Annotated in this window: 10 protein-coding genes and 1 other annotated feature; of the genes, 1 reads left to right on the top strand and 9 read right to left on the bottom strand. The window is 39.6% G+C overall.

Features of this window, described 5'->3' with window-relative positions:
* Nucleotides 1–323: 323 nt before the first annotated feature.
* The 7 genes from aac(6') to CYK55_RS03310 form a co-directional block, all read right to left on the bottom strand.
* The gene (gene aac(6') / locus CYK55_RS03345) at nucleotides 324–866 is read right to left on the bottom strand and encodes an aminoglycoside N-acetyltransferase AAC(6')-Ii (protein WP_034688908.1); all 543 of its coding nucleotides are present in this window, start codon (nucleotides 864–866) and stop codon (nucleotides 324–326) included.
* Between the two features lie 85 nt (nucleotides 867–951).
* The gene (rlmN, locus tag CYK55_RS03340; protein WP_034688909.1) at nucleotides 952–2,025 is read right to left on the bottom strand and encodes a 23S rRNA (adenine(2503)-C(2))-methyltransferase RlmN; all 1,074 of its coding nucleotides are present in this window, start codon (nucleotides 2,023–2,025) and stop codon (nucleotides 952–954) included.
* Nucleotides 2,026–2,604: 579 nt separating this feature from the next.
* Nucleotides 2,605–5,043: a DNA translocase FtsK gene (locus CYK55_RS03330; protein ID WP_034688910.1), complete on the bottom strand. Its 2,439-nt coding sequence runs from the start codon at nucleotides 5,041–5,043 to the stop codon at nucleotides 2,605–2,607.
* Between the two features lie 175 nt (nucleotides 5,044–5,218).
* Nucleotides 5,219–6,661, bottom strand: coding sequence for a glycoside hydrolase family 1 protein (locus tag CYK55_RS03325; protein WP_034688913.1), 1,443 nt, complete (start codon nucleotides 6,659–6,661; stop codon nucleotides 5,219–5,221).
* A gap of 205 nt (nucleotides 6,662–6,866) precedes the next feature.
* On the bottom strand, nucleotides 6,867–7,679 hold the full coding sequence (locus CYK55_RS03320; RefSeq protein ID WP_034688915.1) for an amino acid ABC transporter substrate-binding protein: 813 nt from the start codon (nucleotides 7,677–7,679) through the stop codon (nucleotides 6,867–6,869).
* Between the two features lie 18 nt (nucleotides 7,680–7,697).
* Nucleotides 7,698–8,333 carry an amino acid ABC transporter ATP-binding protein gene (locus CYK55_RS03315; RefSeq protein WP_034688916.1) on the bottom strand — a complete coding sequence of 212 codons (636 nt, stop codon included), beginning with the start codon at nucleotides 8,331–8,333 and terminating at the stop codon, nucleotides 7,698–7,700.
* A gap of 20 nt (nucleotides 8,334–8,353) precedes the next feature.
* Nucleotides 8,354–8,995, bottom strand: a complete 642-nt coding sequence (locus CYK55_RS03310) for an amino acid ABC transporter permease (RefSeq protein WP_034688918.1) — start codon at nucleotides 8,993–8,995, stop codon at nucleotides 8,354–8,356.
* A gap of 91 nt (nucleotides 8,996–9,086) precedes the next feature.
* Nucleotides 9,087–9,317, bottom strand: a binding site (T-box leader).
* 92 nt (nucleotides 9,318–9,409) lie between these two features.
* On the opposite strand from CYK55_RS03310, the gene CYK55_RS03300 reads away from it, so the two are divergent.
* Nucleotides 9,410–9,895 (top strand): YbaK/EbsC family protein, encoded by a 486-nt coding sequence (locus CYK55_RS03300; RefSeq protein ID WP_034688919.1) that lies wholly within the window; start codon nucleotides 9,410–9,412, stop codon nucleotides 9,893–9,895.
* 1 nt (nucleotide 9,896) lies between these two features.
* On the opposite strand, the gene CYK55_RS03295 is transcribed toward CYK55_RS03300, so the two are convergent.
* The gene (locus CYK55_RS03295; protein ID WP_126133944.1) at nucleotides 9,897–11,972 is read right to left on the bottom strand and encodes a DNA topoisomerase III; all 2,076 of its coding nucleotides are present in this window, start codon (nucleotides 11,970–11,972) and stop codon (nucleotides 9,897–9,899) included.
* Nucleotides 11,905–12,282: a DUF1033 family protein gene (locus CYK55_RS03290; protein ID WP_034688922.1), complete on the bottom strand. Its 378-nt coding sequence runs from the start codon at nucleotides 12,280–12,282 to the stop codon at nucleotides 11,905–11,907. The genes CYK55_RS03295 and CYK55_RS03290 overlap by 68 nt, the downstream gene beginning before the upstream one ends.
* Nucleotides 12,283–12,357: the final 75 nt, after the last annotated feature.

Genomic DNA, 12,357 nt, shown 5'->3' with positions numbered 1-12,357 from the left:
ACCCCTTTATCGAAATTTTCAGAATAATTAGTATTTTCTGAGTTGTTTATGAGTTTAATGAATAATTATTAAATTTGCAACAGTTTTTTTTGCTTTTTCTAAAAAATAATGTCTTTTCCATGAACGTTTTATTATTTTTTTCTAAAAAAACTAGATAAATCAAGGTTTTTTAACTAGTGCTCTTTCGAATAAAATAATCATAAAAAAATGGTCTTCATTAGAACATTCGATATGAATGTTCGGTTTTTGCCTAAAAAAAGAGCCTCCGCATACGGGGAGGCTCGCTTGTTTTATTCGATTAAACAAAAATTTTAGTGTTTCGTTCATTGATTCATTTCTCCAAGCCGTTTTGCCAGAATGATATCTGGTTGATTGATCCCATTTGCATCAGGAATCACTCCAACGACTTGATAACCCATTTTTTCATAAAATGTATAAGGATGCTTGTTGATGGTTTCGATTGATTTCAGTTTATCTAATGGATGATCAAAAAGATCTGTATGACTAAGACTTGTGTCTCCATCCATATCATCTGTTCCTAAGTAAACCGTCACACCACCTTTAGAGGTGATTTCTTTCTCCAAATAGTCAACTAAGCGGCTACCGACATACTGCTTTCGATAAGAAGTTTCTACTACTAGAGGGTGAATTTCCCAACCAGTCATTCCATATTGCGGAATCGCACCGATAAAACCAACCAAACGATCTTGTTCAACCGCTGAGACGGCGATTCGATCCGTCGCTAGTAGTTGCTCGACTTCTTTCATTGGTTGTTCGCCGTAATCCTTCGGCCAAGTCAATCGCAAAAGGTCAGCTAGCTGATCCTTCAAACCAATATTTCTACGATCAAATTCACTGATGATCATCCTATTCCCCTCCATTCCAATTTCAGCCTATTCTATCAGCCAAACGGGGAAAAGAGAAGGAAAGAAAACTTAACTTTAAGAATATTTATTTTGCTACAGTTTTTTCTTTTTTCATTTGTTTGCTACGCAATTGCCCACAAGCTGCATCAATATCTGTCCCATGTTCTTTGCGAATCACACAATTGATGCCGTTCTTTTTCAAGACATCATAAAATTTCAATACATCCGCTTTTGGACTTCTTGAATATTGATCATGTTCACTTACTGGGTTGTAAGGAATCAAATTGACATAAGTTAATTTTTTCTTGTCTTTCAACAGATCAGCAAGTTGTTGCGCATGTTCTGGACGATCATTTACTTGATTCAGCATAATGTACTCAAACGTGATCCGGCGGTTGGTTTTCTCCAAGTACTCATCCACTGCTTCCATCAATTTTTCGATTGGAAAACGGCGATTAATGCGCATCATGGACGTACGTACTTCATTATTTGGTGCATGTAATGAAATTGCTAAGTTGACTTGTAATCCATTTTCAGCAAACTCTTTGATTTTGTTTGCCAACCCACTAGTTGACACTGTGATGTGACGAGCACCGATTGCTAAACCTTTGGCATCATTGATGATATGCAAGAAATCCATGACATTGTCGTAATTGTCGAACGGTTCACCGATCCCCATCACCACGACATGGGAGACTCGTTCCCCCAGTTGACGTTCATCAAAGTAATGTTGGACCATCATGATCTGAGCCACGATCTCCCCCGCAGTCAAGTCTCGGTTTTTCGTTAATAAACCACTGGCACAAAAAGTACAGCCAATATTACATCCGACTTGTGTAGTTACACACACAGACAAGCCATATTCTTGTCTCATCAACACCGTTTCGATCATATTTTTATCTGGCAACTCAAACAAGTACTTGACTGTCCCATCACTTGCCTCTTGCACAATCACTTGTTTCAATGGATTGATCTCAAAATTTTCTGATAGTTTTTCAATCAAGCTTTTTGAAAGATTCGTCATTTCTTTAAAGCTTGTGACACGCTTTTGATAGAGCCATTCCCATACTTGTGAGGCACGGAATTTCTTTTCACCATGTTCTAAAAACCAAGCAGTCAATTCTTTATTTGTTAAGCTATAAATGGATTGTTTTTCCACGATTATTCCCTCTTTTTTTCAAAGTATCGCTACATACTATAACTGATTCCCTTTATTAATGCAATAGTTCACAAAAGAAACTAAATAATCGTTAAAAACTTATACTAAATCTTATTTAGGCTATGCATGAGTATCATGCAACTCATCGTATTCTTCTACTGATTTTTCTGGATCCAAAATCATCCATTCAATAAAGATAAACCCTAAAATCGACAAGGTTGCTGGAATGATCAAGAAAAACTAAATAAAAGAGACGAACCATACCCGACATCTGAAATGATCAGTCCAACCACTTTTTTCGAGCCTGATGCTCTTGAAAGCAATAATTACAAGGTCAAAGTAAAAGCGATTACACTTATCGTACTTAGAATCGATCAAAAATAATTCCATAAAAAATGCCCCAAATACGTGTCACATAGATGAATTGTAACTTTTAGCTTATCATTATTTAGTGGGTATAATTTTATTATGTATGTTTTGTTAATTCTTGTTTTTTACACGAAACAGATATTTTTATGAACTAAACGCAAAATAAAAGCAAAAAATCAATTCGATAAGAAAAGATTTCTTGCTTTCATTTTATATTTCCTGATTTTCAGATGATGATTGATCCATTGACTCTTCCACTTGCTCAATAAAAACTTTTCGAGGCTTACTGCCTTCTGAAGGACCCACGACGCCGTGAGCTTCCAGCTCATCGACTAAACGGGCTGCTCGATTGTAACCAATTCTGAAACGACGTTGCAATAAAGAAATACTTGCTGTTTGCATTTCAATGACTAATGCTTTTGCCTCTTCAAATAGTTCATCTTGAGGTTGTTCTGCTGAACCAGCCGATTCAACTTCATCCGTTGGCATCATTTTTTCTTCGTAATTGGCTTCTTGTTGATCGGTGACAAAGTTGACCACACGTTCCACTTCATGATCTGAAATGAAGGCTCCTTGAACACGGATCGGTTTGTTCTCACCCATTGGTAAGAAGAGCATATCCCCTCGTCCTAAGAGCTTTTCCGCCCCATTAGAATCAATGATCGTTCGTGAATCTGTTCCGCTGGAAACAGCAAACGCCATTCGTGAAGGCACATTGGCTTTGATAATTCCGGTGATAACATCCACACTTGGGCGTTGTGTTGCCAAGATCATATGGATACCTGCGGCACGAGCCATTTGCGCTAACCGGATGATCGCATCTTCGACTTCGTTGCTTGCAACCATCATCAGATCCGCCAATTCATCAACAATGACGACGATAAATGGTAAGGTCGGATGTTTGGTTCCATTTTCTAGATTTTTTTGTTGGACAAATTCATTGTACCCAGAGATATTTCTCACACCAGTTGCAGCAAACTTCTCATACCGTTCCTCCATTTCCTGAACGACTTTTTGCAACGCTTGTGCTGCTTTTCTAGGATTGGTCACAACTGGCGTCAACAAATGCGGGATACCATTATACATATTCAACTCGACCATTTTCGGGTCGATCATCATCAGTTTGACTTCATGAGGTTTTGCTCGCATCAAGATACTTGTGATGATACCGTTGATCGCCACTGACTTCCCACTACCAGTCGACCCGGCAACGAGCAAGTGAGGCATTTTCGATAAATCAGCCGTTTGGACACGACCCGAAACATCTCGTCCTAAAGGTACTTCCAATAGCTTGTCTGGATGATCCGGTTGGGCTTCGATGATCTCTCTAAACGAAACCATACTGATCTTGCTATTCGGCACTTCGATCCCAATCAATGATTTCCCAGGGATTGGTGCTTCCATACGAACATCTTTTGCGGCTAGAGCTAAGGCAATATCATCCGTTAAACTAACGATTTTACTTACTTTTACTCCGACAGCTGGTTGAATCTCAAACTTCGTCACAGATGGTCCTAAACTTGCTTTGACGACTTTCGCATCGACACCAAAACTTTGGAAAGTTTGTTCTAATACGCCAATGTTCTTTTCAATTTTCTTGTACTCATCACTTTGATCCACGGTTTGCGCTGAGTCTAATAAATCGATTGAAGGTAGTTCGTATGCTTGATTTTCTTCTTCTGCTTCGATCTCAAATTCTAATGCAGTGCCATCATCTTCAAATAACTCATCTTCGGAAGACTCTTGTAATTGACTCATCTCATCCTGTTTAGGACGTTCCATAACAGGAGGTTGGACATTTCCTTGGAAACTGTCAATCGGCACAAAACTTAATTGTTCAGGTTCACTTTCTTCATAAATAGGAGAAGTTTCCTTTTGGACCTGATTCTTTTGACGAGTGGCTCGCTTTTGTTCCATTTCCGTCGCTTCAGCTTCGGCTGCTTCTTTCGCAGCAAGACGTTTCGCTTCTTTCGCTTCTGCTCGTTGCTTTTGCCGCTCTTCTTTCGCAGCTTGTTTGCGTGCCTGCTTTTCTGGGTCGCCTTCTAACAGTTCTTGGAATCGATCGCCCATGACTTGTAAGGCATTCAATAATTGATGCCCCTCAACATTACTGAATAATACTGCTCCGCCAATAATCAATAAAACAGCTACGAAATAACTTCCCGGTTGAGCAATCAAAAAGAATGTCAGATTATAAATAAATGCACCTAGCATACCACCACCGACATTCGTGGTGATTTGGCTTTGACGAATATCTGCCGATAGTAGATCCCAAGTCGTTCCAATGATATTGGGTTCTCCGCTGTTCAATTTTCCAAAAAGATTGGCATGTAAAAAGAGTAAGATACCTAAATAAAACAGCCCAACTCCCAGCCAACGACGACTCTTACCCATCGTGAATTCTCTATTTTTGACCATGATCCAAAATCCTAAAACTGCTAATAATACACAGAGGATCTGATACGTATTTCCAGCGACTATGCGAAAGCCATTCGCCACTAAAATGCCTAAAAAGCCTAATTTCAAAAAGCCAAAGACGGCAAATAGTATAAAAGCAAAGCCAACACCGATCGCGATCATTTGCTCCTGCTGCTGTTTTTGTTTTTTAGTTTTTCTCTTCTTCTTAGCAGGACGTTTTTTCTTTGCCATGATATATCCCTCTTTTCATCAAGTTCCATTATACAAAAAAAAGCAAGCGAACAAAAGTTTTGTTTGCCCGATTACTGATTTTCTTTCTTTATCAAAAAAAGAAGAGCAAGACCTAGGTCCTCTCTTCTTAGTTAATTATTCACTATTTAATGAGGAAACGCATCAAAGTGACCCTCTATTCACCAATATGCGCGCCATTTTCACGAATCACTTGTTGGTACCAATAGTAGCTATCTTTTTTATAGCGATCAAGTGATCCTTCTTGTGTTTCATCCTGATCTACATAAACGAAGCCATAGCGTTTTTGGTAGCCATTTAACCAGCTCAGCAAGTCTGTGTAAGACCATGTGCAATAGCCCAAGACTTCTGCACCATCTGAAATAGCTTCTTTGATGGCTTTGACATGACTTTCCAAGTAGTTGATACGGTAGTCATCATGGATTTTTTTATCTTCTGTCAATTTGTCATATTCACCTAAACCGTTTTCCGTGATCAACACAGGGATACGGTAGCGACTCGTGATTCGTCGCAAAGCAATACGTAAACCTTCTGGATCGATTTCCCAATCCCAATTTGTACGTTCGACAAATGGATTTTCTACTTTTTTGTACATGCCAGGCACGCCTGTTTCTTCTGATGAGCCTTTTTTACCTGTAGTATTCATCTTACCAGCGCCGACACCATCTAATGGATTAAAAGCATTCGTTGCTGTTTGGTAGTAGTTGATGCCTAAAAAGTCAGGTTTTGCAGATGCTAATAGCTCCTCATCGCCTTCTTCAATCGTTGGTGCCCACCCTTGTTCTTCCAAGAATTTCATCGCAGCGATTGGATATTTGCCCCACATATAAACATCCATCCAATAATGGGCCATCAAATCTTCCGCATTTTCAGCAGCCAAAATGTTCTTTGGATCACTGTCGATCGGATAGTTTGGCGTATACGCAAAACTTGGTCCGATTTTCCCAGGCATATCCATTTCATGGAACGCCTTAATCACTGCTGCATTAGCTAAGTTGGCAATGTGGTTCACTTGGTACATTCGTTTTGGATCAGTCACTCCTGGAGGATGAACCGCTAATAAATAACCGAGTGAAGTAAAAATATTTTGTTCATTCAAACTAACCCAATAGTGGACTTTGCCACGAAATGCTTCGAATAATGTTTTTGCATAGTTCGTAAAATCTTCGATGATCTGACGAGATTCCCATCCTTGGTATTCATCTTGCAATGCTTGTGGCAGATCCCAATGGTACAATGTCAACATTGGTTCAATGTTGTGTTTGATCAATTCATCAATCAAATCCATATAGAAAGCTAAGCCTTCTTGATTGATCTCGCCGCGGCCAGTTGGAAAAATACGTGTCCAAGCCACAGAGAAGCGATACGTTTTCAAACCTTGTTCTTTCATTAAGGCGATATCTTCTTTATAACGATGATAATGATCAACAGCTAAGTCGCCATTTGTTCCTTTAAATGTCTTACCCGGAATACGAACAAAGCGATCCCAAACGGACTCACCTTTTCCGCCTTCTTGCCATGCGCCTTCTACTTGATAGGCAGCTGAAGCAGACCCCCAAAGAAAATCATCAGGAAATGCAGTTAATTTTTGGTGTTCCATGAACATCTTCCTTTCCTAGTTCAATCTTTACCTCTTTAGAATAACACGAAACCCTTTTCATTACCAAGTAGATTTTTGACATTTACAAATAAAAGTCTAGTCATTTAAAAAATAAGTCCGAAACAAACAAAAAAAGTGGTGCAGCAGATGCTGTTCCACTTTTTTGACTTCCCCTATGATTCGATCCTTCATGTCATCCTGTCACCTATTCTGGTGTGACATCTTCACCAAACCACTTCTCTGAGATCCTGCTAAATTTTCCGTTTCTAACCAATTCAGCTATGCCGTCATTGACTTTTTCCACAAGTATTTCGTCATTTTTTCGCGCACCGACAGCAAAATCTTCTCCATCAAAGTCCCCTTTGATCACATTGAAATTATCTAATTCGTCTCGTATGTTCAAAAAATACTCGGCATAGACTTTATCGATCAACACACCATCTGTACGGCCACTTTTCAAATCGATCAATGCTTCATTAAAACTTGCGTACAAAACTGCCTCTTGATTTTTCACATAGTCTTTGAGTATTTCTGGATGTCTGACAAACATATCATAACCAGAAGAACCGTTTTGTGCGCCTAAGATTTTGTCTTGCATTTGTTCAAAGCTTGTAATGCCAGAAGTTTTTGGTGTGATCAGCACTTGATCATTTTTCATATATGGTTTTGTAAACAAGACCTTTTCTTCACGTTCTGGCGTTTTTGAATACCCGTTCCAGATCAGATCAATTGTTCCGTTGTTTAATTCGAACTCCTTCATTGACCAGTCAATTGGTTGGAACTCAACAGTAATGCCATATTCATCAAAGACAGCTTTCGCTAACTCAATATCAAATCCTGTCAATTTGCCATCTTTATCACGAAAACCCATTGGTACAAAGCTGTCGTCCAGTCCTACGATAATCTTTTTTTCTTGATTGATTCTTGACCAGCTTTCTGTCGCTGTCCGCTCATTCGTGCAGCCAGTTAAAAAGAAAAAACCAATCAAAGATAAAATCAAAAAGCTGAATTTTTTCATTTTCTCCCCACCGCTTTCCTACTTACTTGGCATAACTTTGATCAATTGATCCCCAACGTTTTCAGCAAAGACTAAATCGTGGGTCACGATGATTTGTGTCACGCCCTCTTCTTTTAATGAAAGAATCAACTTCTCTACTTGTTGGCGTAACTCTGGATCTAATGCACTCGTCGGTTCATCATAAGCTAGCACTCGCGGGTTCATCGCTAACGCACGAGCAATGGCCACACGTTGTTTTTGTCCCCCAGATAATTGATAAGGATAATTTCCTAATAAATCACGAATCCCTAATGAGTCCGCTAATTCTTCCGCCTTTTTGGTGTATTCTTCTTTACTTTGTTTCAACACCATTTTAGGTGCCAAAGTGATGTTATCAAAAATATTTAAATGCGGAAAAAGTTGGAAATCTTGAAAGACGACGCCTACCACTTGTTCTTTCGTTTTCAATTCGAAAGGGTCAAATTTCGTGCCATCCAGGTAAAGCTCGCCACTGTCGGCTTTTTCTAAACCGGCTAAAATCCGTAACATCGTTGTTTTACCGCCTCCTGACGGTCCACCGATCGCTAAGGTTTGCCCTTCTGGGATTACTAAGTCAAAATCTTTGATCACTTGTTTGTCACCAAATGATTTACTAATCTTTTTTAATTCAATCATCGCTGTTCCCTCCTCGTTTCTTAGCGGTAATAATTTAATTTTTCTTCAATTTGCTTCAACACGATCGTCAGCACTCCTGTTAGCGCTAGATAGATCAACGCCACGCCAAGCAACGGAAGTAAACTTGCGTCTCTCTCCATCGCGATCTTACCAGCTCGCATCACATCACCTAAACCTAAGATGTAGATCAACGAAGAATCTTTCACTAGATTGATGACTTCATTGCCGACAGAAGGTAACACGATTTTTGTTACTTGCGGAATAATGATTCTTGTCACTGTTTGGAAAGGACTCAACTGTAAGACTTGTGCTGCTTCATATTGCCCTTTAGGAATCGACTGGATACCACCACGGAAAATTTCTGCAAAATAGGCAGCATAATTTAAAATGAATGCGATCAAGGCAGCTTCGAAGCGATCAAACACGATCCCGATCGTTGGCAAGCCGTAGAACACGAAGATCAATTGTAACAATAGCGGCGTTCCTCGCATGATCCAGACATACGTTTGTACGAAATAACGGATTGGTTTAAAATGTAACGACAACCCTAAGGCTAAAATAATTCCTAATGGTAAAGAACCAATCAAGGTAAAGGCAAATAATTTCAAGGTTGTCAGTGCCCCTACTAACAACTGTGGCATCACTTCTAATAAATCATTCATTTTCTTTTCCTCCTCTTTTCTTTAAAGGGGTACATTGTTAGCTGTCCCTTCCAACCACATGAAAAACAAAAAAAGTCCTTTGATCCGAAGACCAAAGGACGCAAAATACGTGGTTCCACCTTTTTTTATTAGTTTCTCGCAAAACTAACCTTATCTGGTCGTCTAACAACGACCGCAGCTGTAACGGGCTTCCCGGATTTCCTTACTGGCTGTTCAGAAAATCGACTCCAAGATGTGTTTCACAATCAGTTATTGCCTCTTCTCACCAACCAGAGACTCTCTTCAAACACTTAATTGCTACTCTTCTTTTCGATGTCTTTTATTTAACTTAATGAGTAATTTACCCGATTCATTTTTATTTGTCAATCTTTTTTGTGCTAAAATAAATAAAAAATGAATGGAGGATTGTTTTTTATGTGTCATGCCACGAAACAAGAGGCCTATGAATTGCTGGATCTATTGGCAATCAATTACCATGAAGTGAACCACCCAGCCATTACTTCTGTTAAAAATCTAACGTTTACTTTGCCAGGTCCACAAGTCAAAAATCTTTTGGTCAAACCAAAGAAAGGTAAACAAATTTATTTTGTCGTCTTACCTGATGAAAAACAAGCCGACTTGAAATTATTGGCAGAACAGTTGAATGAAAAACGATTATCGTTTGTGCCAGAAGACCAAGTCAAACAGTTGTTGCATGTTCCGCCAGGCACCGTCAATCCATTTGCCTTAGTCAACGATTTAGAAAACGAGATCCAAGTCGTCATTGACTCCTCGATCGATCGCAATGATACCGTTGGCTTTCATCCAAACAGCAACACCAGTACCATCATATTTCCCTTTGCAGATTTTGAACGACTACTCACTCATGTAAATCATCTACCAAGATATGAAGTCTTGTAACTCAATGATCTTTCATCGCAGCTTTTAAGGCTGCTGCTAGTGGGCTTTCTTCCGGTTCTTCTGCTTGAGAATATTTCTTCATCAAGCGACGTTCTTCATGTTTCGTCATTTTTTTCTTCTGCTCTTTTTTCCCTAGCATTTTCTCTGTCGTCCCATCAAATTTACAACGGAAGTAAGCCCCGTTCTTGCCTTCAATGATCTCCATTTTGCGATGACATTGCGGACAACGATGGTTGGAGACTTTCGGATCTTTGCGACGGCGATAGTTACAATCTTGGTTTGTACACACATAGATTTTGCCATCTTTCGTGTTCTTCTCACGGAGATTCGAGCCACAATCCGGACATTTCTTTTGTGTAATCGAAAAATCTTGATATTGTTGTTTACTTGTTTTGATTTCTTGGACAAGTCGCTTCGTTTCTTTTTCGATGGATTGCAAAAAGACATTCGCTTGTTTTTTCCCAAGCGCGATCGCTTCTAAATCTCTTTCCCAACTTTCAGTCAAATCTGGTGTCACAAGTGATGGATTGACCAGTTCTAACAACTGCTTGCCTTTCGGCGAGACTTGTAAACCTTGGGGTGTGCGTTCCATTAATTCGGATTTGATCAATTTTTCAATGATCTCCGCACGAGTCGCAGGCGTGCCTAAACTGTGTTTTTCCATTAAGCCTAACAAACTTGCTTCCGTCAAAGGTTTCGGCGGTGCCGACAATTCTTTTTTGATTGTAAAATCAGGTTGGATGCGCATGTCTTTTTTCCAGTCAAACGAATCCACATGACTTTCCGCAGACGTTTTCCAGCCAGCTTCCAACACCCGGTTTTGGCGAAAAACAAATTGTTCGTTACCAAATACGACAGTGATTTTTGTTTGACTGATTTTATGTGGTTCTGCAAACAAGCCTAAGAAACGTGTCACGATCATTTGATAGATTTTTTGTTCTTCGTTGCTTAGTTTCTCATAGCGTGGACGATTTTCCGTCGGCAACAAGGCATGGTGATCTGTTACTTTACTATCTTGGAAGACACTCGTTTGACGAACCACTGCCCCATTTTTCAAATAAGTTTTGACTTCTGGTGCAAAATCGCTGATGGCTTGAAGTCGTTCTTTCATCGTGCTTTTCATATCATTCGTCAAATATTTACTATCTGTTCGTGGATAGGTGACGATCTTGTGCGTTTCGTATAAACTTTGAACAAGACCTAACGTTTTCTTTGCAGAATAGCCATAACGTTGGTTGGCTTCGCGTTGGATCTCCGTTAGATCATAAGGCAGTGGCGCTTTTTCTGTCTTTGTTTTTTCTTCAATGTTGACTACTGTTCCCTTACTCTGACTAAGGGTTTTAACAAACGCTTGGGCTTCTTCATGGGATTTCAAAGCAAACTGGTTTTTTTGGACCATTTTTGCTTGTTCATTGCCGACTGTCAATGAAATCGTAAAATACGTTTGTGGTCGGAACGACTCGATTTTCTTTTCTTGATTACGCACTAAAGCTAAGGTTGGAGTTTGTACCCGACCCGCTGATAAATTGTCTTGATATTTTACTGTCAGCGCACGTGTCACATTCAACCCAACCAACCAATCTGCTTTTGCCCTAGCCAAAGCAGACTCATAAAGCGCATCATAGCTTTTAGCTGGTTTCAATTGGTTGAAACCTGTCTTGATTGCTTTATCTGTTTGTGAGGAGATCCACAAACGTTTCACCGGCCTATTGAAATGAACGTATTCCAAGATCCAACGTGCAACGAGTTCTCCTTCACGTCCGGCATCTGTGGCGATCACTGCTTCTGAGACATCTTTACGACTAGCCAATTGCTTGATAGCTTTCAATTGATGACCAGTTTTTGGTAATGGTTTGATCCCTAGTTTTTTCGGGATCATCGGCAATGTTTCCATCTGCCAGCTTTGCCATTCCTTATTCAGATCTTCTGGCATCTTTAGACCTAATAAATGACCAAGGGCCCAAGTCACGATCACCTTAGGTCCTTCGTAGTAATTTTTGTGTTTTTGATTAGCACCAAGCACCTTGCTTAGGTCTTTCGCAACGCTTGGCTTTTCCGCTAGAATTAGTTGTTTCATAAAAATCCTTTCTGCTTTCCATGGTGATCGGCTGATAATCCTTCAGCAAAGCCAGTCCTTTGTATTGCTGCAAATCATCATCGCATTCTTCACACCAGCGCTCATCGCCATCATTCCAAAAAGCGCTAAGAAAATTATTTTTGGCGTGGATATACTCATAGTTGTCTTTAATGGCTAGCCATTTTTCTTCATAGTTTTGTTGCGCTTCTTCAAAAGAGGAGAAAGTTTCCTCCATTTGAATATCTTCTTGCCAATCCTCAAAGAACCACCAAGGCTCATTATCACCGAACATTGTAATTACTTGATACATACATGCGCTCCTTTTCTCAGGTCATCTTAAAAACATATTAGTCACTTTCCAAGAAAGTTGCAAGAAATTTTGCTT

The organism is Enterococcus mundtii (assembly GCF_003957375.1).
GTDB lineage: Bacteria > Bacillota > Bacilli > Lactobacillales > Enterococcaceae > Enterococcus_B > Enterococcus_B spodopteracolus.
The sequence above is the reverse complement of the archived record's forward strand: the minus strand, read 5'-3'. Positions and strand labels throughout refer to the sequence as shown.

Excerpts from the sequence above, each read along its gene's own strand:
- CYK55_RS03290 (WP_034688922.1), bottom strand. The coding sequence starts at position 12,282 with ATGTATCAAGTAATTACAATGTTCGGTGATAATGAGCCTTGGTGGTTC.
- CYK55_RS03300 (WP_034688919.1), top strand. The coding sequence starts at position 9,410 with ATGTGTCATGCCACGAAACAAGAGGCCTATGAATTGCTGGATCTATTG.
- CYK55_RS03315 (WP_034688916.1), bottom strand. The coding sequence starts at position 8,333 with ATGATTGAATTAAAAAAGATTAGTAAATCATTTGGTGACAAACAAGTG.
- CYK55_RS03325 (WP_034688913.1), bottom strand. The coding sequence starts at position 6,661 with ATGGAACACCAAAAATTAACTGCATTTCCTGATGATTTTCTTTGGGGG.
- CYK55_RS03295 (WP_126133944.1), bottom strand. The coding sequence starts at position 11,972 with ATGAAACAACTAATTCTAGCGGAAAAGCCAAGCGTTGCGAAAGACCTA.
- CYK55_RS03310 (WP_034688918.1), bottom strand. The coding sequence starts at position 8,995 with ATGAATGATTTATTAGAAGTGATGCCACAGTTGTTAGTAGGGGCACTG.
- CYK55_RS03330 (WP_034688910.1), bottom strand. The coding sequence starts at position 5,043 with ATGGCAAAGAAAAAACGTCCTGCTAAGAAGAAGAGAAAAACTAAAAAA.
- CYK55_RS03320 (WP_034688915.1), bottom strand. The coding sequence starts at position 7,679 with ATGAAAAAATTCAGCTTTTTGATTTTATCTTTGATTGGTTTTTTCTTT.